The sequence below is a fragment of the Streptococcus downei MFe28 genome (assembly GCF_900459175.1).
GTDB lineage: Bacteria > Bacillota > Bacilli > Lactobacillales > Streptococcaceae > Streptococcus > Streptococcus downei.
Genome location: NZ_UHFA01000002.1, coordinates 1,102,518 through 1,124,467 on the forward strand (window position 1 = coordinate 1,102,518; position 21,950 = coordinate 1,124,467).

15 protein-coding genes and 3 pseudogenes are annotated in these 21,950 nt (G+C 39.9%); 16 read left to right on the forward strand and 2 right to left on the reverse strand.

What is annotated here, in order from left to right:
• Positions 1-178 precede the first annotated feature (178 nt).
• The 15 genes and pseudogenes from dnaG (at position 179) to DYE66_RS05410 (ending at position 19,745) form a co-directional block, all read left to right on the forward strand.
• Positions 179-1,987 carry a DNA primase gene (gene dnaG / locus DYE66_RS05335; RefSeq protein WP_115325005.1) on the forward strand — a complete coding sequence of 603 codons (1,809 nt, stop codon included), beginning with the start codon at positions 179-181 and terminating at the stop codon, positions 1,985-1,987.
• An 8-nt stretch (positions 1,988-1,995) separates the two neighbouring features.
• Positions 1,996-3,105 (forward strand): RNA polymerase sigma factor RpoD, encoded by a 1,110-nt coding sequence (rpoD, locus tag DYE66_RS05340; RefSeq protein ID WP_019787874.1) that lies wholly within the window; start codon positions 1,996-1,998, stop codon positions 3,103-3,105.
• Positions 3,106-3,683: 578 nt separating this feature from the next.
• On the forward strand, positions 3,684-4,019 hold the full coding sequence (locus DYE66_RS05350; protein WP_003000200.1) for a metal-sulfur cluster assembly factor: 336 nt from the start codon (positions 3,684-3,686) through the stop codon (positions 4,017-4,019).
• 15 nt (positions 4,020-4,034) lie between these two features.
• Positions 4,035-4,961: a glycosyltransferase family 2 protein gene (locus tag DYE66_RS05355; protein WP_003000083.1), complete on the forward strand. Its 927-nt coding sequence runs from the start codon at positions 4,035-4,037 to the stop codon at positions 4,959-4,961.
• Positions 4,962-5,067: 106 nt separating this feature from the next.
• Positions 5,068-5,919, forward strand: coding sequence for a dTDP-4-dehydrorhamnose reductase (gene rfbD, locus DYE66_RS05360; protein ID WP_002999785.1), 852 nt, complete (start codon positions 5,068-5,070; stop codon positions 5,917-5,919).
• Between the two features lie 346 nt (positions 5,920-6,265).
• Complete coding sequence (cps2T, locus tag DYE66_RS05365) at positions 6,266-7,420, forward strand: beta 1-4 rhamnosyltransferase Cps2T (protein ID WP_003000410.1); 1,155 nt, start codon at positions 6,266-6,268, stop codon at positions 7,418-7,420.
• On the forward strand, positions 7,410-8,369 hold the full coding sequence (locus DYE66_RS05370; protein WP_003000555.1) for a glycosyltransferase family 2 protein: 960 nt from the start codon (positions 7,410-7,412) through the stop codon (positions 8,367-8,369). Before cps2T ends, DYE66_RS05370 begins: the two co-directional genes overlap by 11 nt.
• Before the next feature lie 9 nt (positions 8,370-8,378).
• Positions 8,379-9,191: an ABC transporter permease gene (locus DYE66_RS05375; protein ID WP_003000361.1), complete on the forward strand. Its 813-nt coding sequence runs from the start codon at positions 8,379-8,381 to the stop codon at positions 9,189-9,191.
• Entirely contained in the window at positions 9,191-10,411 is a 1,221-nt protein-coding gene (locus DYE66_RS05380) for an ABC transporter ATP-binding protein (RefSeq protein WP_002999800.1), read from the forward strand. Before DYE66_RS05375 ends, DYE66_RS05380 begins: the two co-directional genes overlap by 1 nt.
• Positions 10,412-10,437: 26 nt before the next feature.
• Positions 10,438-11,478 (forward strand): glycosyltransferase family 2 protein, encoded by a 1,041-nt coding sequence (locus DYE66_RS05385; protein ID WP_115325006.1) that lies wholly within the window; start codon positions 10,438-10,440, stop codon positions 11,476-11,478.
• Between the two features lie 3 nt (positions 11,479-11,481).
• Entirely contained in the window at positions 11,482-13,236 is a 1,755-nt protein-coding gene (locus DYE66_RS05390; RefSeq protein ID WP_003000140.1) for a rhamnan synthesis F family protein, read from the forward strand.
• 4 nt (positions 13,237-13,240) lie between these two features.
• Positions 13,241-15,742, forward strand: coding sequence for an LTA synthase family protein (locus DYE66_RS05395; protein ID WP_115325007.1), 2,502 nt, complete (start codon positions 13,241-13,243; stop codon positions 15,740-15,742).
• A 15-nt stretch (positions 15,743-15,757) separates the two neighbouring features.
• The gene (locus DYE66_RS05400) at positions 15,758-17,251 is read left to right on the forward strand and encodes a glycosyltransferase family protein (protein ID WP_003000582.1); all 1,494 of its coding nucleotides are present in this window, start codon (positions 15,758-15,760) and stop codon (positions 17,249-17,251) included.
• 23 nt (positions 17,252-17,274) lie between these two features.
• Positions 17,275-18,223 (forward strand): annotated as a pseudogene (locus DYE66_RS05405) (glycosyltransferase family 2 protein).
• A gap of 139 nt (positions 18,224-18,362) precedes the next feature.
• Positions 18,363-19,745, forward strand: coding sequence for a DUF3329 domain-containing protein (locus DYE66_RS05410; RefSeq protein WP_115325008.1), 1,383 nt, complete (start codon positions 18,363-18,365; stop codon positions 19,743-19,745).
• A 112-nt stretch (positions 19,746-19,857) separates the two neighbouring features.
• On the opposite strand, the pseudogene DYE66_RS05415 reads toward DYE66_RS05410, so the two are convergent.
• Both DYE66_RS05415 and DYE66_RS11085 read right to left on the reverse strand, forming a co-directional pair.
• Positions 19,858-21,093: pseudogene (locus DYE66_RS05415) on the reverse strand (ISL3 family transposase).
• A 111-nt stretch (positions 21,094-21,204) separates the two neighbouring features.
• A complete protein-coding gene (locus DYE66_RS11085; RefSeq protein WP_280523159.1) occupies positions 21,205-21,327 on the reverse strand; it encodes a hypothetical protein in 123 nt (40 codons plus the stop codon).
• Positions 21,328-21,379: 52 nt separating this feature from the next.
• Between DYE66_RS11085 and tnpA the strand changes: the two are divergent.
• Positions 21,380-21,853: pseudogene (gene tnpA, locus DYE66_RS05420) on the forward strand (IS200/IS605 family transposase).
• Positions 21,854-21,950: the final 97 nt, after the last annotated feature.

A 21,950-nucleotide genomic window follows, 5' to 3' on the forward strand; every position in this document is an offset into this window, starting at 1 on the left:
ACTACTTTCCCAGTATAACGGAAAAAGCGTAGACAAGTCAAGGCTTTTGACCAGAAACTTTGATTGTTATAAGTATTTAATCTTCCTGTTATGACTGGCATGAAGTTTCGTTGCCTTATTTTACAATCACTAGTAAAACATGCTATAATAAGAGGTAAAACTAAAATGGTTTTTCCTGTTGGGAGGTGATGGTTTGGCTTTTGATAAATCACTGATTTCTGAGATTAAAAATAGTGTCAATATCGTTGATGTTATCGGCGAAGTCGTCAAGCTGACCAAGTCTGGTCGAAACTACCTAGGCCTTTGTCCCTTCCACCAAGAGAAGACCCCGTCCTTTAATGTTATCGAGGACAAACAGTTCTTCCATTGTTTTGGCTGTGGTAAGTCTGGGGATGTCTTTAAGTTCCTAGAGGAGTATCGACAAATCACCTTTATGGAGAGCGTCAAGATTCTTTCTGAAAGAATCGGAATGGATCTAGCCCTGGAAGTTCCCAATCAGACCCAGGCCAAACAAAATCCCCATCAAAAGCTCTTTGACATCAACCAGGATGCTAGTAAATTCTACCAGGCAGTCTTGAAAACCACCAAGGTGGGAGAAGTGGCTCGCAACTATCTCTACCAGAGAGGGCTGGATGACCAGATGATTGATTATTTCAATATTGGTCTGGCTCCTGATGAGTCTAATTATCTCTATCAAAGTCTCTCCCCTCGCTATGACGAGGATACCATTCTTAACTCGGGCCTTTTTAATCTCTCAGAGGCGGGTTCTATCTTTGATAGCTTTCGCAATCGGATTATTTTCCCGCTGACGGATGAAAATGGCCATGTGATTGGTTTTTCTGGTCGAATTTGGACCCAGGCTGATCAAGACCGTAAAGAGGCCAAGTATAAGAATACCCGGGCCACCACTATTTTCAATAAATCTTATGAGCTCTATCATCTAGACAAGGCTAGACCGGTTATGGCTAAGAGTCATGAGGTTTATCTGATGGAAGGCTTTATGGATGTTATCGCCGCCTATCGAGCGGGTATTGAAAATGCCGTGGCCTCCATGGGGACAGCCCTGACTCCTGAGCACGTCAAGCACCTGAAAAAATTCACCAAGAAGGTTATCTTGACCTACGATGGTGACAAGGCTGGTCAGAATGCTATCGCTAAGTCGCTGGATATCTTGCAGGATTTGACGGTTGAGATTGTTCGAATTCCCAACCAGATGGACCCTGATGAATTTATCAAGGCCAATTCGGCTGACGAATTAGCCAAGCTTTTAACCCAGTCGCGGATTTCCAGTACTGAGTTTTGGATTCAATACCTGCGACCGGAAAATGTTGATAACCTGCAAACGGAGATTGCTTATGTTGAGCGGATTGCTAAGATTATCGCTGGCGTAACCTCCATTACCGCTCAGAATACCTACATCAACAGGGTGGCTGAGGATTTGCCGGATTTCGACTATTTTCAGGTAGAGCAATCGGTTAATAATGAGCGTTTGAAGCTACGAGCCAATGCTGGGAATACCCAATCTGACCCATATGGTCAGGCTTCGAGACCCATTTTGACGGAGCTTCCGGTCAGCAAAACTCTGTCGGCTGTTCAACGGGCAGAGAATCAGCTCTTTTATCGCCTGCTCCAGTATGACTACTTGCTAAATGACTTTCGCAATCGGGAGGATTTTGCCTTTGAAAGTCCCCAACTAGAGGCTCTCTTTCAGCTCCTGCGTCAAAAGGGCGAAATTTCAGACTTGGATTTAGCTGAGATGACAGATGATTTGCGACAGGCCTACTATAGTGTCCAAGAAGAGAATTTACCCCAAGAGATGTCTGAAGGTGAGATAAGCGGTTTGGAAGAGCGAATTGCCAGATACCGCCAGGAAGAAGAATTACGCAAACGCAGTAAAATTATCCGTGATAGCAGCAATCACGGTGATGACGAGCGGGCTATTATGGAATTGCAGGCCTTCATTGCTCAAAAAAGAAATATGGAATAGAGGAAACAATGGCAAGTAAAAAAACAAATACAACCTTTAACGTACAAGTAGCAGACTTTATCCGCAATCATAAGAAAGCAGGGACAGCTATTGATGATGAAGTGACTGAAAAATTGGTCATTCCCTTCGTCCTTGATGCCGACCAGATTGATGACCTCTTGGAACGCTTGACTGATGGTGGGATTTCAATTACGGACAAGGAAGGTAATCCTTCTAGTAAGTATGTGGTTGAGGCTCCCAAGCCAGAAGAATTGACAGATGAAGAGTTGCTAGGTAGCAATTCTGCCAAGGTTAATGACCCTGTCCGCATGTACCTCAAAGAAATCGGGATCGTGCCCCTCTTGACTAATGAAGAAGAAAAAGAGTTGGCCATCGCAGCAGCAGAAGGCGACTTGATGGCTAAACAACGTTTAGCAGAAGCCAACCTACGTTTGGTGGTTTCTATTGCCAAACGCTATGTTGGGCGTGGCATGCAGTTCCTGGATTTGATTCAAGAAGGGAACATGGGGCTGATGAAGGCCGTTGATAAATTTGACTACTCCAAAGGTTTCAAATTCTCAACCTATGCTACCTGGTGGATTCGTCAAGCCATCACTAGGGCCATCGCCGACCAAGCTCGGACCATTCGGATTCCAGTCCACATGGTTGAAACCATCAATAAATTGGTGCGGGAGCAACGCAATCTCTTGCAGGAATTGGGTCAAGACCCAACCCCAGAGCAAATTGCTGAACGGATGGACATGACCCCTGACAAGGTTCGAGAAATCCTCAAGATTGCCCAAGAACCAGTTTCCTTGGAAACCCCTATCGGTGAAGAAGATGATAGCCATCTGGGTGATTTTATTGAAGATGAAGTCATTGAAAATCCCGTTGATTACACCACTCGGATTGTCTTGCGAGAACAGCTTAATGAAGTTTTGGATACCTTGACCGACCGTGAAGAAAACGTTCTTCGCCTGCGTTTTGGCCTTGATGATGGCAAGATGCGGACCCTGGAAGATGTCGGTAAGGTCTTTAACGTAACCCGTGAACGGATTCGCCAAATCGAAGCCAAGGCTCTCCGCAAACTCCGTCACCCCAGCCGCAGCAAACAACTCAAAGACTTTATGGAGGATTGAGAGCGGGACAAAAATTGTGATTTCAACGAAATCGATTTTGTCGTCCCGCCTCCGCACAGTTAATTTTGGTTTTCTCCAAGGGTCTCCCAGACCCTTGGACCTATCCCTGCCTAGCAAGGGATAAGGACTTTATCTCCACTTCGTTGGCATGTGATTGGCTAAATGCTGAAGCATAAAGCCAATCATCACAAATCAACCACTGCGTCAAGGTGTTTGATGGTAAAAAGTAAGGAGTTAAGGACTTTTGTCCCTAACTCAGGTCACCCTCGGGAAATAAGAGGAGGGTGACAGTCCTGCGGACTGTTTTAACCGCGACATGAAGCTTGGATAATCGATATTATTATCCAAGCGAAATTAGTGAGGGTGACAGGGAAGTTGCCCTAGCAATTCTCGTAAGTCACCGTCAAGCCTAGAAAAAAAGAGCGAGGTAAGTCTGGGAGACAGTATCAGGGAGACGCTCCTCTGAGAATTTTTTCGCAAGTAAGTTATAAACAGCGAGTGCCCTCGACCTATACTTGAAGTGGTTATTCCTAGTAATCAAGAATCAAATCTAGTCATCCTCAAAAAGGAGAAAGCAGATGTCAGAAAAGAAATACACAGAAGCAGAAGTCGAAAAAATCAAGGACCACATTCTGGAAGTTCTAGAAATGGTCATTGACCCCGAATTGGGTATCGATATTGTCAATCTCGGCCTCATCTATGAGATTCGTTTTGAAGACAGTGGTTATACAGAAATTGACATGACCCTGACCACCATGGGTTGTCCCCTAGCCGACCTTCTGACTGACCAAATTCATGACGTTATTCGCGAGGTGAAAGAGGTGACCAAGGTTGAGGTCAAGCTAGTTTGGACACCGGCTTGGACGGTTGACCGCATGAGTCGCTATGCTCGCATCGCTTTAGGAATTCGTTAGATAGGAAATTTGACTATGAAAAAGTTGAGTATTGTTGTTCCTTGCTATAATGAGGAGGCGACCATCCATCCTTTTTTAGCCGAGACCCAAAAGGTTGAGCAGGCTATGGCTGGTCAGCTGTCATTTGATTATCTTTTTGTCAATGATGGTTCTAAGGATCAGACCCTGCAGGTTCTGCGAGAGGTCAGTCGGCAGTTTGCTAATGTCCATTATCTGTCCTTTTCCCGTAATTTTGGAAAGGAAGCTGCCCTTCTAGCAGGGCTAGAAGCTGCAGATGGCGATTTGATAACGGTTATGGATGCCGATTTGCAGGACCCGCCTGAACTCTTGCAGGAGATGTATGCAAAGGTTGAGGAAGGTTTCGATGTCGTCGGTACCCGTCGGTCTGACCGCAAGGGGGAACCGGTCTTACGCTCCTTCTTTGCCAGAAGTTTTTACTGGCTGGTAAATAAGATTTCTGATACCGAAATGGTTGATGGCGCAAGGGATTTTCGTCTCATGACCCGTCAGGTGGTTGACAGCATTTTGGAATTAGGTGAAGTCAACCGCTTTTCCAAGGGCCTCTTTTCCTGGGTCGGCTATGATGTCACCTACCTTCCTTACGAAAATCGTGAACGGGTAGCTGGCGATACTTCTTGGAATTTCTGGTCTCTCCTACGCTATTCCATAGATGGATTTATCAATTTTTCAGAGGCACCCCTCAATCTGGCAACCTGGGCAGGCTTAGCTAGCTTTATTCTGTCAATTTTTGCCATTATCTTCGTCGTTATTCGGCGTCTAATCTTTGGTGATCCCGTCAGTGGCTGGGCTTCAACCATTTCCATTATTATGTTCCTGGGCGGTCTGCAACTCTTGGCTCTGGGAATAATTGGCAAGTACATCGCCAAAATTTTCCTAGAAACCAAGAAGCGACCAGTCTATATTGTGAAAGAAAAAGGGTGAAATTAGGCTCTTTTTTTGTTAGAATAAGGTGGAATGAAGTCTGGTGGGGTTTTGGCACAAGCGATTTTGACGACTGGTCATCCCTGCCTTATCAAAGGAGAAATCAATGATTTTAATTACTGGAAGCAAGGGCCAATTGGGAACAGAATTGCGCTATTTGCTGGATGAAAGAAATGAAGAATACGTAGCTGTTGATGTGGCAGAAATGGATATCACAGATGCTGCCAAAGTAGATGAGGTCTTTGCTCAAGTTAAACCAAGCTTGGTCTATCACTGTGCCGCCTACACGGCTGTTGATGCCGCTGAAGATGAAGGTAAGGAATTGGACTACGCCATCAATGTAACTGGGACTGAAAATATCGCCAAGGCTGCGGCCAAATATGGAGCAACTCTGGTCTACATTTCTACTGATTATGTTTTCGATGGCCAAAAGCCTGTTGGTCAAGAATGGTTGGAAACAGATCAGCCAGATCCACAGACGGAATACGGTCGCACCAAACGTCTGGGTGAAGAAGCGGTAGAAAAATATTTGGATCATTACTATATCATTCGGACGGCCTGGGTTTTCGGAAATTATGGAAAGAATTTTGTTTTCACCATGCAAAATCTCGCCAAGACTCATCCGCGTTTAACGGTTGTCAATGACCAGCATGGTCGACCAACCTGGACCCGTACCTTGGCTGAATTTATGACTTATGTCACTGAAAATCAAAAGAATTTTGGTTACTATCATCTCTCCAATGATGCGACAGAGGATACGACCTGGTACGATTTTGCCAAGGAAATCCTCAAGGATACCGATGTTGAAGTAGCGCCAGTTGACTCCAGCCAATTCCCAGCTAAGGCTAAACGGCCCCTGAATTCTACTATGAGTTTAGCTAAAGCCAAGGCTACTGGTTTTGTCATTCCAACTTGGCAGGAAGCTCTGCAGGAATTTTATAAACAAGAAAAGAAATAGTCAGATGAAGCTTGATTCTCTCCAAGAGGGTCAGGCTTTTTTGGGCTCATCGGACCGATACAGAATTCGTTTGACGGTCTTGGTTTGACGGTCTTGGTCAGTCGTACTAATTAGGTTTGGACTGTCTCTGGACTTTTATCTAATAGCATAGAAAGCAAGAGCGAAAGTTATTCTCAGGCTTGATGACTTGGAAAAGGCTTCAAAGAAGGAAAAGTCCTTAAAATCTCAAGGAAGCTTAAGGCTTCAAACTGTCTCAATAGCTTGAGAAATTCGCTTTATCTCTGAAATGATGGCTGGGTTTATGGTATAATAGAGTGATTGTATTGCTAGAATGGAGACCTTGTGTATGCAACACGTTTTTATCATTGGCAGTCGAGGCTTGCCGGCCAAGTACGGAGGTTTTGAGACCTTCGTCCAAGAGTTGGTTAAGCATCGTCAATCTGATGACCTGACCTATCATGTTGCCTGCCTCTCAGATGAGAAGACAGGTCAACACTCTAGCTACATGGGGGCCGATTGCTTTACAGTCAATCCTCCCAAACTGGGTCCTGCCCGAGTGATTGCCTATGACATGCAGGCCATCAACTACGCTCTGAAATTGATTAAGGAGCAGGCGATTGAAAGTCCCATCTTTTATATCCTAGGCAATACCATCGGAGCCTTTATTGCTCCCTTTGCCCGTAAGATTCACAAGCTGGGTGGTCAGCTCTTTGTCAATCCCGATGGTCTCGAGTGGAAGCGCTCCAAGTGGTCAAGACCTGTTCAAGCCTACCTCAAGTATGCTGAGAAGGTCATGACCAAGAAGGCTGACCTGATTATTTCTGATAATCAAGGCATTGAAAGCTACATCCAGTCCAGTTACCCTTGGTCTAAGACTACTTTTATCGCCTATGGGACGGACTTGACCGCTTCTAGTCTGACGGCTCAGTCGCCAAAGGTCCAGGACTTTTTCACTAAGTGGCAGACCCAAGAGAAGGGTTACTATTTGATTGTGGGTCGCTTCGTCCCAGAGAATAACTATGAGACCGCTATTCGAGAATTTATGGCCTCTAAGACCAAGCGAAACTTGATCATCATCTGCAATCAGGCTGGTAATCCCTATTTTGAGGAATTGCGGCAAAAGACTGGTTTTGACCAAGACCCCCGTGTTAAATTTGTCGGGACCGTCTATGATCGTGACCTGCTAACCTATATTCGGCAGGCTGCCTTTGCCTATATCCATGGGCATGAGGTTGGTGGGACCAATCCCGGTCTGCTAGAAGCACTAGCCCATACCGATTTGAATCTGGTGCTGGGTGTTGACTTCAATAAAAAAGTAGCGAAGCAGACAGCCCGCTATTGGGACAAGGGACATGGTAACCTAGCAAGCCTGATTAATGAAGTGGACGGTCAAGTTGATTTTGTCCAATTGGGACGGGAAGCCCACCAGCTCATGGCTGAAAATTATACTTGGCCAAAAATTGTAGGCGAGTACGAGGAGTTGTTTTTGCATGAAAGTTAATATTCTCATGTCCACCTACAATGGGGAGCGTTTTCTTGCTCAACAGCTGGACAGCATTTTAGAGCAGACCTACAAGGATTGGACTCTCTTGATTCGCGATGACGGCTCTAGTGATAGGACCCCTGAAATCATTGCGGATTATGCTCAGAAAGACACAAGGATTGTCTTTATCAATCCAGACCAGCGGGACAATCTTGGTGTCATCAAGAATTTCTACACCTTGCTCAAATACCAAGAGGCCGACTTTTATTTCTTCTGCGACCAAGATGATGTTTGGTTGCCGGAGAAGTTGGAGCTCTGCATCCAGGAAGGTCGGAAGTATCCTGCCGATAAGCCCCTCTTGGTCTATACCGACCTCAAGGTGGTCAATCAAGATCTTGAGGTGCAACATCCCAGCATGATTCGCACCCAGTCAGGCCATGCCAACACCACGCTTTTGCAGGAATTGACGGAAAATACCGTTACCGGTGGCGTTGCCATGATTAATGAAGCGACAGCGAAAAACTGGCAGGCTCAAAATTTGGACAAACTTATTATGCATGATTGGTTTTTGGCGCTAGTAGCAGCAGCCAAGGGAAATCTGGTCTACATTGACCAGCCAACTGAGCTCTACCGTCAGCATGACAGTAATGTTTTAGGAGCTAGAACCTGGTCCAAGCGACTTAAGTATTGGCTGAGGCCCCACAAACTCTTAGCTAAGTACTGGTGGTTGATTGATGCCAGTCAGAAACAAGCTAGTCTCTTGCTGGATTTGAGCCTAGCTCAAGAAGAAAAGGATTTGGTTGGGGCCTATGTTGACTTGTTGAATCAGTCATGGTCCCAGAGGCGAAAGACCTTGAAAGACTATGGCTTCGCTAAAAATCGTCCCTTTCATACCTTTGTTTTTAAAACTTTAATTCTAACGAAAATCGGCTATAGCCACTATCAAAAGCACGGCTATCAAGCATAGGAGAATCTCATGGATCTACTTAGTAAGAAGAATCGTATCCTACTAAAAGAACTCATAAAAACAGACTTTAAACTGCGCTATCAGGGCAGTGTGATTGGCTATCTCTGGTCAATCCTCAAGCCCCTCATGCTCTTTATGATTATGTATCTGGTCTTCATTCGCTTCCTGCGTCTGGGCGGCGATGTGCCTCACTTTGCGGTGGCCCTGCTTTTGGCCAATGTTATCTGGTCTTTCTTCACGGAAGCAACCAGTATGGGAATGATCTCCATCGTAACTAGAGGGGACCTCTTGCGTAAGCTCAATTTCTCCAAGTCCATCATTGTACTGTCATCGGTCTGTGGAGCTTTAATCAACTTTGGAATCAACCTGATTGTTGTTTTGATTTTTTCCCTGATCAATGGTGTTCATATTGGCTGGGACGCTATCTTTGCCATTCCCCTCTTCCTTGAACTCTTTATCATGGCTTGGGGCGTGGCCTTGCTTTTAGCAACCCTCTATGTTAAATTCCGTGATATTGGTCAAATTTGGGAAGTCTTCCTCCAAGCCGGCATGTATGCCACTCCCATTATTTATCCCTTGACTTTCATTACCAATCAGGGGGCCAAGGGTGTTCTGGCTGGTAAAATTATCATGCTCAATCCTCTAGCACAGATGATTCAAGACTTGCGTTATCTTTTGATTGATAAGGCCAATCTCACCATCTGGAATTTGATTAATCACTGGTGGTATTACTCCATTCCTTATATCTTGCCATTTGTCATTTTTGCTATTGGCTTGACGGTATTTAATCGAAGTTCTAAGAGATTTGCGGAGATTCTATAATGACGACAGAAAATAATATTGCAGTAAAAGTTGACCATGTCAGCAAATATTTCAAATTACCTGTTGAAGCATCCAATAGTCTAAGGACCACGGTGGTCAATCGCTTCAAGGGTATCAAGGGGTACAAGGAACAACACGTTCTGCGAGACATTAACTTTGAAGTGGAAAAAGGCGATTTCTTCGGTATCGTCGGCCGTAATGGCTCTGGAAAATCAACGCTTTTGAAAATTATTTCTCAGATTTATGTCCCAGAAAAAGGAGCGGTGACCATTGATGGAAAGCTGGTTTCCTTCATCGAGTTGGGGGTCGGCTTTAACCCTGAGTTGACAGGTCGGGAAAATGTCTATATGAACGGGGCCATGCTGGGGTTCTCAACTGAAGAAGTGGATGCCATGTACGACGATATCGTGGAATTTGCGGAGCTCAAGGAATTTATGAACCAAAAGCTCAAAAACTATTCCAGTGGGATGCAGGTTCGCTTGGCCTTCTCAGTTGCTATCAAGGCCCAAGGGGATATCCTAATCCTGGACGAAGTCCTAGCCGTCGGTGACGAAGCCTTCCAGCGTAAGTGTAACGACTACTTCATGGAGCGCAAGGAAAGTGGTAAGACTACAATCCTGGTCACCCACGATATGGGAGCGGTAAAAAAATATTGTAACAAGGCTGTCCTTATTGAAGATGGTCTGATTAAGGCCTACGGCGATCCAGATGACGTTGCCAACCAATACAGTTTGGATAATGCGGTGCAACCTGAGGCTGAGAGTGACAGTAGTGAGACTAAAACTGAAGATATTAAACATGTTGATAATCTTGAGGTTAAGTTACTGTCAAATCAGCAGATGACTCAAGATGAAAAAATTGAGTTTGAAATTTCCTACGATGTCTTGGATGATACGGAAACTCATATTGTCTTCTCATTGACGGACATTGACCGCAATATCTGGATTTATAATGATAATGCTTTAGATTATCCGACTAAAGGAAGGGGACATAAGAGTTACCGTTATTCTTGTAGCATTTCTAGTTTGAATGATATTAAACTAAAATTACAGGTCACTATTCTAGGAAAATCAAAAGAAATGTTGGCCTTTGCCAACAATAATAATGCGCCTGTTATTGTGTTGAACCGAGATGATATTAAGCTTGATGATTTATCAGCCATGGATTCGGCATCAGGTATTGTAAAAAGAAATGGAAATTGGGAAATTTTGTCTAACTGATCGTTGACTAGATAGGAGGCTAGCTTATGCCGAGCATGATGGTATCAATCATCTGTACGAGTTACAACTATGCCGATTTTATTGGAACAGCAATTGAGAGTTTTCTTGCTCAAGAGTTTGATTTCCCCTACGAGATAATTTTAGTGGACGATTGCTCGACCGATAAGTCTAGAGAGATTATTGCATCATACGCTAAGAGCCACCCTGACTTAATCCGAGTTTTCCTAAATGAAAAAAATAAAGGGATTACGAGGACTTGGATTGACATCTGTAAGGAAGCTAGGGGAAAATACATTGCTCGTTGCGATGCTGATGATTACTGGATTGATTCTAAAAAATTGCAGAAACAAGTGGATTTGTTAGAAGCCAACCCTGACTCTAAATGGTGCAATACTAGTTTTAATATCGTTGATGAAAATAATCAAGTGACAGCTGAGGATGTCTTTAAAAACGGTCCCATCGCCTATGCTAATACCTACGAAAAGATGCTGGCAACCAAGGGGATGACCCTACCATCTTCTTGGCTAGTTGAAACTGACTTAATGCAAACTATCAATGATAATATTGATAAGCAAGCAGTAGATGATACTTTCAATGTTCAGTTAGAACTTTTTGAAAAAACTTCTTTATCTTTTCTGCCTGAACCTACAGTTGCCTATCGGATGACCAGTAATTCAGATTCTCGTCCCCAGTCGGAAGAAAAAATGATTCATCGTATCGATGGCCTCTTGAAGACCCAGCTAGACTATTTAAAAAAATATCCTGACCAAGACATGGCTGAGATGACTGATATTCTTGTTCGACAGGATGCTAAGCAGGAAAAACGTATCTATTACCTCAGTCGAGAAATTCATCAGCAAAGAGATGAGATTGCCCAACTTAATGAAGAAGTTCAAAACACACATAGTCTGCTTAATCAGGAAGTGAATTCTAGCTTGAAAGCCCATAAACTCCTGGAAGAGGAGCAGGCTGAAAAAAGCTACTGGCAATCAGAATACCAAAAGGTTATTCATTCTAAACGTTGGACCATCCCAACAAAAATCATCAATTTCTTTAGGAGAAAATAGAAGATGAAGCGTTTGCTTTTATATGTGCATTTTAATAAATTTAATCGCCTGAGCTTGCACGTTGTCTATCAATTGGAGAAGTTGCGTCCACTCTACAGTAAGGTGGTCTTCATTTCTAATAGTGACTTTAAACTGGGAGATCAGGCTAGGCTTGAGGAGCAAGGGCTGATTGATGATTTTATCCAGCGGCAAAATAGCGGTTTTGATTTTGCGGCTTGGCGGGATGGTATGGCCCAGGTCGGCTGGGAAAATCTAGCGAATTACAACTCAGTGACCACTATGAATGATACTTGTTTTGGTCCCTTGTGGGACTTGGAAGCAAGCTACCAAAAATTCGAGGCTGACCCCAATGTCGATTTCTGGGGCTTGACCAATCACCGCAAAACCAAGAGTTTTCCTGAGCATATTCAAAGCTACTTTATCAGCTTTAGTCAAAAGGTAGTGACGTCATCCGCCTTTCAAGAGTTTTGGCAAGGAGTTGAAGATTTTACTGATGTCCAAGAGGTTATCGGCCAGTACGAAACGCGGGTAACAACTGCTCTGACAGATGTTGGTTTCAAGTATGATGCTGTTTTTAATACCTTAGACGCCTCGACGGACGGTATGCTCCATCCTGATTTTAGCTACTATAATCCGACAGCTATCCTCAATGCTAGGGTGCCCTTTATCAAGGTTAAAACAATTGACGCCAATCAGTCCATCACGCCCTACATTCTTAATCAGATTGAGGCAACTTCGGACTATCCGGTTGGCCTCATCGTCAGTCATATGACTAATATTGGTCAGCCTGACCTCCCCTATCTCCTAGCACGCAAGTACTTGGAGCAGGCAGAAGCGGAAGAGCTTCCTGCAGAAAGCAAGGTTGCGGTTCATCTCCATGTTTTTTATGTGGATCTCTTGCAGGAATTCCTTGATGCCTTCAAGACCTTCCATTTTGCCTATGACCTCTTTATCACAACGGATAAGGAAGAAAAGCGGGCTGAAATTCAGGCCATCTTGGAGCAAAATCAAGTTCTAGCGCAAATCTTTGTTACAGGAAATATTGGTCGAGATGTCCTGCCTATGCTAAAATTGAAGGACCAGCTCAAGGGTTATGACTATATCGGTCATTTCCATACCAAGAAGTCTAAGGAAGCCGACTACTGGGCTGGCCAATCCTGGCGGCAGGAATTGATTGCCATGCTGGTTAAGCCAGCCAACCAGATTTTAGCTCAAATGGCTAAGAATGATAGGCTAGGTATTGTTATTGCGGATATGCCAAGCTTCTTTAGATTTAACAAAATTGTCGTAGCTTGGAATGAAAATCTCATTGCTCCAGAAATGGAAGAACTTTGGGAAAAGATGAGCTTGAAGAAATCCATTGATTTCAAGGCTATGGATACCTTCGTCATGAGCTATGGGACCTATGCCTGGTTCAAGTATGATGCCCTAAGTCCGCTCTTTGATTTGGACTTAACAGATGAGTATGTTCCGGCAGAACCTCTGCCCCAGAACTCCATTCTCCATGCTATTGAGCGACTCTTAATTTATATTGCTTGGGATAAGCACTACGATTATCGCATATCCCCAAGCCCAATCACGATGACCCCCTTCATTGAGAATAAACAGCTCAATACTAGGGCCAATAGTAGCCCCAACACCTACGTAGATTTTACCTATATGGGAGGAATTAAGGGAGCTTTGAAGTATATTATCATCGGACCAGCACGGGCGGTGAAATATATTCTGAAGAGGCTTCAAGGAAAGGTTAAACATTAATACAATGGATAATCAGAATAAAAAAATAGTCCAAAAGTATAAGGCAATTTTTAGTGAGATTGACTGGATAACTTGGATGCACCGTCTAATTATTATCATTGCTGCTATATTCATTAATGAAGCCTCTCAACTATTTTTTACAAGTTTTGATGGTATAAAGACTACAGCGATTCAATCTTTTGCTACATTTTTGAATGTCATTGCGTTTATCTCAGTCTTAGTCTTATCCTTCTATTTTTCAACTTCTATTAAGACGAAGACGGTTCTGAAATTTTTAGCTGGTTATGTGGTTTATTTAGTTGTTTCTTATTTTGTTATTGTCACAAGGAACTTGAATAACAATAAGTTTAAGTTTTGGAGCCTAGAAAAAAATGACTTTTTCCAATTCAATGCGGTAGTACCCATTAGTATAGTTATTGTTTTGAGTATAATCCTAAAATTTGTCATGAATAAATTTCGCCCTGAGAAACTGAATTTTATCTATACTATTTTTGAGGATTATAAGTCAGACAGAAGTTACTTAAGTTTATTTTTTGCCATTTTAATTTCGAATCACTCCCAAGTCTTAGAAGCCCTCTATTCTAGTATGGGAAATTTAATTAAATTGAAAAAAATCGGTGAGTTTGAGACCAGTTTTTTCATCACTTCAGCTATTGTCTTAGTCATTCTATTAGCAGTCGGTTTTTGGATAACCCAGGGATGGGAGGACATTAGAAAAAATCGTGCAAGCGTTTCTTTGGCTTTAACAACTAGTATTTTCTCTGCAGTGGTTCTTAACTATACTCTTCAATTTGGTGTTAAAGACAGTGGCCAGTTACTTGGTTACTACATAATGCCAGGTGCTACGCTTTTTCAAATTGTCATGTTGAGCGTTTTACTCTTCATCCCTTACTTGATTTTCAATCGCTATCTTCCAAGTGTTCTGGTAGATATTGTTTTAGGAACAACCATTTCCATCGTTAATATTTTAAAAAACAACATGCGAAATGAACCTCTTTTGGTAACGGATTTCTCTTGGTTAAGCCATGTTGACTTTTTACTTACTCTAATAAATCTAAAATTAATAATTATTATCACTATAATTTTTGTTATACCAATTATGCTTTACATCTTACTTAGGCATAAGTTGGTAATCGGTCAGATTTATGATAAAATTTCAGTTAGAATAGTTTCGGCCTTATTAGTTTTGCTATTTATGATTGGTGTTTTCTCAACGTTTAGTGCTGCAAAAGATAATAAGGTTATCTCTAATATTCCAGTAATTTCTAAATTAAACAATTCATATAATACTGAGTGGATGGGCTTTGATGTAAATGCCCGGTATAAGTCTGTTATCTATGTTTGGACTCGGCAGTTAACTACGACTGTAATGAAGAAACCATCTAATTATAGTAAGTCAACAATGGATAAATTAGTTAAAAAATACGAATCTCGTGCTAAAGAAATTAATAAAACTAGAGACCAAAATATTTCTGATCAAACCGTGATTTATATTTTAAATGAAAGTTTTTCTGATCCAACTAGAGTTCCAAATGTAAGTCTAAGTCAAGATATTATACCAAAAGTGAAGGGAATAAAGAATTCAACGACTAGTGGCTTAATGAAATCCGATGGCTATGGCGGTGGAACAGCTAACATGGAATTTCAAACTTTAACTGGTTTACCATATTATAATTACTCTTCCTCGGTTTCTACCCTTTATACAGAAGTGGTTCCAAAAATGCAATATTTCCCATCAATCAGTAATGCTTTTGCTAGCAAAAATCGTTATGTTATGCATCCTTCTGGAGCATTTAATTACAATCGTAAAGGTATTTATTCAGAGTTGGATTTTAAGCATTTAATTTTTGATACTGATGGAAACGAAAAATTCAAGAATTCTAAAAAGGTTGGTGTCAGTGTCAGTGATAAGACCGTCTTTGATAATGTTCTTGATAAAATCGAGAATAAAGATAATCAATTCTTTTCTGTTATTACCATGCAGAATCATGTACCTTGGTCTGTCGGTAAACCAGAAGATATAACAGGAAGAGGTAAAGGATTTAATAGTCAGGCAAATGGTTCATTAACTGAATATGCAAGACTCCTTCATTATTCTGATGATAGTGTAGATGACTTCTTAAAATCTTTATCTAAGCTAGATAAAAAGGTTACGGTTGTATTTTATGGAGACCATCTTCCTGGGCTCTATCCTACTAGCACCTTTAAGTCTGATCCTGATAGTCAGTATCAGACGGATTATTTCATTTGGTCAAATAAAGATAATAAGAAAATGAACTATCCATTGGTTAATTCAAGTGATTTTACAGCTGAGTTGTTGGAACAGACTGATTCGAAAGTGACTCCTTATTATGCACTATTGACTGATGTCTTACATAATGCATCAGTAGATAAAAAAGGATTAACGAAAGAACAGCAAAAGATTGCTAATGATTTAAAGCTTGTTCAGTACGATATTTCGGTTGGTAAAGATTATATTAATAATAAAGCATTTTTTGAGTACTAAATTAAGGAGTGCCTCATGAAGTTATTGTTCCGAATTGGTAATACATTCTTTTTCTTGATGGGATTTTTAACATTATATTTTTCAGTAAATTTTTTGTTTCAATTTCTAAATATTGATTTTACAAACTTAACAACTATTACAGCACTTTTGTTAGTGGTTGCTCTTGTGCTTTCTATAATACTATTTTTTATTAAAGATAGGACGGTAGTCTATTTTAAAAAAAATGTTAGCTTTATTTTTAGTCATAAGAAGCAAGTTTTTGCTGCTTTACTAGTTTTCCAATTGCTAATATTTTTTTCGAGTATTGCATTAGCTTCAGCAGACACAACAATCGTTTATCAAATTACGACTAATAAAAATTTTGCAAGTTCAACTGATTATATTTCATTAAATCCCAATAATTTTCTACTTCTAATCTGGTTTAAATTGAATTATTTTATTTTTAAAAATCAATTCGTGTTTTTCTTGGGATTGTGGAATATCTTCTTTATTGACTTTTCAATTATTTTAGTTTATCGGACAAATCAGCAGATATTTTCAAATAGGATAGCGAATATTACTTGGTTGATTTCAATACTTTGGTTAGGAATATCACCTCAATATATTTACACATATTCTGATTCAATTACTCTATTTGTGCTAAGTCTGCTACTATTTTATTTAATCAAATATTTAAATTCAAAAAGCCTTCCATTAGGTATTTTGCTAGGATTTTTACTTGCAATCGCTTACGGTCTCAGACCGACCGTAATCATCTATGTTATTGCTGGTGGGATAGTTATCGTGAACAGACTTGTAAAAAAGAAAGAGAATTTCAAAAAAGTATTAAAAATGGTTTTACCCGTGTTTGTTACTTTTATTTTGTTCAATGCTTGCTCTAAGGTTTACTTAAATAATCAAACTTTTGTTGCATATGATAATGGAAAATCAAGGACTCTCCTGTACTATGTCGACTTGGGGTTGACATATACTGGTAATGAGCATGCACAGCTTCCCGAAGCTGTTTTGACTTCAAAGGGGAAGGATAGAAATAAAGAGGCCTTAAAGGATATAAAAAGGCGGATAAAGGATTATACATTTGCCTCGTTCACCGGCCACATTTTTTATAAATTTTATTGGATAACCGGGGAAGGGAATTTTGGATGGTTCCAAGAAAGAGTACTCAGTGAAAGTCAGCGATTAAGTATTCCATTTCTAAAACGAATTCAGAATAATAAGCTTATGTCCTTTATTAGAAGTTACGTTTACGTTGGACAAAACTATCAACTGTATGGCCTCTTTATTCAGTTAGTATGGATAATCGTTGCTTTTGGACTGATGTATTATTCATTCAATTTTTCATTAGAAAGCTATGGTTTATTTTATCAAATTACGATTTTTGGAGGTCTGTTATTTTTGATGATATTTGAAGGAGGCCGAAGTAGATACCTACTCCAATTTTTCCCCGCAATTGTAACCATATCATCATTGGGCTTGTCCAAGTTTCTAAATAGAGTCTCTGAGCGGTAAGTATTTAAAGTAATAGGACTAGCATGGTAAAGAAATTATCAGTAGTTGTACCCTGTTACAACGAGGAAGAAACAATTTTACCCTTTTTAGAAGAAAGCCAAAAGGTTGAAAGGGAATTGGCCACGGAGCTAGAGTTTGAGTACATTTTTGTTAATGATGGTTCTAAGGATAAAACATTAGAGGTATTAAGAGAAGTAGCTCAAAGCTACTCCAATGTTCACTACCTTTCTTTTTCTCGAAATTTTGGAAAAGAAGCAGGTCTGCTAGCTGGTCTCGAAGAAGCGAAAGGCGATTTTATCACCGTTATGGATGCTGATTTACAGGATCCACCTGAGCTTTTGATTGAGATGTACAATAAAATCAAGGAAGGTCATGATGTCGTTGGAACTAGACGGGCTGATAGAAAAGGTGAGCCAGTCGTTCGCTCCTTCTTTGCCAAGGCTTTTTACCGCATTATTAATCGAATTTCTGAGACTCAGATGGTAGATGGTGCTAGAGACTTTCGTCTCATGACCCGACAAGTCGTTGACAGTATTCTTGAGTTACAAGAGGTTAACCGCTTTTCAAAGGGGCTATTTTCTTGGGTTGGTTTTGATGTTACTTATATTAGTTACGAAAATCGTGAGCGGGTTGCAGGAGAGACTTCTTGGAATTTCTGGAGTCTTTTGAAGTACTCCATGGATGGTTTACTCCATGGATGGTTTTATTAATTTCTCTGAAGCTCCATTAAATTTGGCAACTTGGACAGGTATCGGATCTTTTATCATTTCTATTTTAGCGATAATTTTTATTGTGATTAAAAAGTTAGTTTGGGGTGACCCTGTATCAGGTTGGGCAAGTACGGTCACAATCATTCTTTTGATTGGTGGTATCCAATTAATGACGGTTGGAATTCTAGGAAAGTATATTGCTAAGATTTTTGTGGAGACCAAAAGACGTCCTGTATACATTGTTAAGGAACGTAGCAATTAAAAAGTTGTGCTTTATATTGATAAGACTGATAAATTTAATAGATGAGAATTTTGAAAGTTTAAGATATTTTAGATTAATTCACAATAAAAAATATTTATCAGTACATACAGTATTTTTATATAAATAGGTAAGTTAATTAATGAAGGTTTCTAAAGAGGTTATTTTTAAAAATATTTGGTATCTGATTATTACCATCATTTTTTTCTCCTTGTTCTTAAAATTGAATCGTCTGACTCTTTTTACCTCAGATGATTTCACATATCATTATGTCTATAAAGGATATATGCCGGGTAGATATCCAGAACGGGTCCATGGCTTTTTCTCGCTTATTCAGTCACAGATTAATCACTGGCGTCTATGGAATGGGCGTTTTGTCGCACATACAATTGTTCAGTTTTTCTTACAATTTGATAAGGGTTATTATGATATCTTTAACAGTGCTGCTATAGTCCTTCTTAATACAATAGTTCTTTCTTTAAGTTTAATTAACTCAAATAAAGAAATAAAACCCTTCACTTATCTCTTAGGCTTTATCTTCATTTGGTTCTTTTTACCCGATATCGGCAACTCGGTTTTATGGGTATCAGGTTCAGGTAATTACCTGTGGACTAGTCTAATCTACTTATCATATTTTTACTTAGCTATTAAATTAGCAAGTAAGCCAACTTTAGTTAACTGGAAATTTCAACTCCCTATAGTTTTTTTAGGCTTTTTAGCAGGCGCATGTAATGAGAATTCGTCACCGACTATTTTACTCTTGATTTTTATATTTCAGCTTGGACATTACCTGTTTCAAAAAGACTGGAATTGGATTGTCTTTTCTAGTTTAATATTTGGTGGGCTGGGTTTCATCTTAATGATGTCTTCACCAGGTTCTCAAAAAAGGGGTTCTATTAAGCATACTGCTAGCTTTCTCCATAATAACTATGAGCAAATTGCTAACCTTTTAAAATATAACTATCACTGGCTTTATTATACTCTAGCCTTATTGATTATCTTAATTATCATCATGAGGATTAGAATTGATAAGGAGCATTTCCTTTTCTTTGTTATATTAGCTTTAGGACATGTAATTTCTGCTTATGTATTAGTCTTATCCCCTGAAATTCATAAGCGGACTCTATTTAGCTCTGTTCTTTTTTTAGGAATTCTTTTATTTGCACTTTTTAATATTTTATCTGAAAAGCTATTTAAGCCCATTCTTTATGCTTTGACATTGATAACAAGTATCACTTTTCTCTTTAGTTACTCAGATGTTCACAAAAATATTAAGAGTACTTATAATGAGTTGATGATACAGAATGAAATTTTAGAAAAAGCTCCTTCTGAAAGTGATGTTTCTATACCAATTTTAACGCCACCAAATAATGAATATAATGCATACAATTCTTCCCAATACGTGACTCCATTTCCGAAACAATGGTTTAACCGTTGGATGTCTGTCTATTATGGAAAAAATTCAATCACTGGTGTTGATATGGATGAGTACAATAAAGAAAGGGCTAATGACTCCACTAAATAAATTTCTGATTAGATTCAATAGGGAATTTTGTTCTAATACGGTTAATTTTATGGGAAATCTACTAATATCAAGAAAATCGGGCTCATTGTCAACTGTAGTGGGTGACATATAACTAAACGCGAGAGAGGACCAAATTGGTCTTCTCTTTTTGAATGTTCAAGGTGATGAGAATTTTCGTTTTGAAGTTGTCAAAGTTCCTAAATCCAAATGCCAGACGCTTGATGTCTTTAATGAGCTTGTTAGTAGCTTCTAGTTTGGCGTTTGAGAAAGGCATTTCTAAAGCATTGGTAATGTATGTCTTGTAGCGTAGGAAGGTTCGGAAGACTTTGACAAAAGCGGGGTTAACCAGTTTTATGTTATCTTCGATAAGTGAGAAAAAGTGTTTACTGTTCTTTTCTTGGAAATGGAAAAGTAAGAGCTGATAAAGGTCGTAGTAGTATCTGAGCTTATCTGAGAATTCAAGTGTTTTTTTAACGACTTCTTTAGGCGTTCTAGTTTCACGTAGCGTGCGTGAATAAAAGAGGTTATCAGAGAGTTTGCGGCTAAAAGTCGCCAGTGATTCTTCATGAGTCGATAAGGTAGTTCCTGCTTATCGAACTGTTTCACGATGGCAATTCTGGTTGTCATCATAGCACGACTGAGGTGCTGGATGATGTGAAAACGATCAAGGATTATCTGAGCTTTTTGGAATAGCTGCTTGATAATGGGAATGTAAGCACCCGACATGTCTACCGTAACGACTTTGACGGCATTTCTAGCCTCACTAGAGTACTTATAGAAATAGTTTTTGATGGTGGTCTGACGGTTATTATCAAGGACAGTTATAATTTTTCTGGTGTGATAATCTTGAGCGATGAAGGCAAGTTTTCCTTTATTTCTTGAAAATTCATCCCAGGAAAGGACTTCAGGGAGTTTTGAAAAGTCCTCTTTGAAGGTAAATTGAGCTAGTTTTCTTTGGACAGAAGAGACTGAGACGTGGACCATTTCAGAGATGTCTGAGTTGGTCATCTTTTTTGTATGAGCCTTTGTGATACGTTTCCAAATAGGCTCAGAGATTTCTCACAAGAGGTGTCTCAGAGACCACGACACGCCTGCAGTCTTTGCACTGGGAACAACGTTTCTTTAGTTTAAGAACTGTTGGCATAAAGTTATTATCAGGCACTGGGATTTTAGAGCGTTTTTGGAAGTCGTACTTAATCATCTTTCCTTGGCAATGAAGGCAGGAAGGTGCTTTGTAATCAAGCTTAGCATAGATAACGTAATGCGACTCACAGTCAAAAGCTGTCTCAATAATGATGTTTTTATCTCCAAATCCGATGAGATCTGTGGTATTATTAATTTGTTCCATAATCGACTTTCTAATGGTGTGGTTAGCGCTTTTCATTATAAGTCTTATGGGACTTTTTTTGTACTCAAAAAGCCCTATAAGTCCTGCGGTGGGAATTACCCACTACAGAAATTATAGAGCCGAAAATCGCTTTTGATTTTCTTTTTTATTATGGCTTCCAGCCAGTTTTTCACTTTGTGAGAAACAAATAAACCACCAGCTAAGCTGGCGGCTAATAAGGCTTTGAGCTTCCATTTATTTTTCCTGTATAATCTCATTATTCAGGTTAGATAAGGAGGAAAAATAAATGGCAAAAACTAGTTTCAGTTTATCACATACGAAATGGATGTGCAAATATCATATTGTATTCACACCTAAATATCATCGTAAAGAAATATATTATAAAGTAAGGTCAGATTTAATAGATATCATGTGACATCTTTGTAAGTATAAAGGTGTGGAAATTATAGAAGGGCACATGATGCCAGAACATGTCCATATGTTAATTCTGATTCCTCCAAAACTATCGATTTCTGATTTTATGGGATATTTAAAGAACAAAAGTTCGTTGATGATATTTGATAAGCATGCGAACTTGAAATACAAGTATGGAAATCGTAAGTTTTGGGCGAGGGGATACTACGTCAGTACTGTTGGATTGAACGAGAAAACAGTAGCGAAATATATTCGAGAGCAAGAGAAGGATGACATAGCCCTAGATAAATTGAGTGTTAAGGAATATGAAGATCCATTCTCAGATGGAGGATTTCGTTCACGATAGAAGCCCGTTGATACGGGCGTTAGTCAAGTAATTAAGCATGATCTGAACAAAGTTCAGCAAGCGTCTTTAGACGCGGCTGGCAGTTAACGCCTTATAG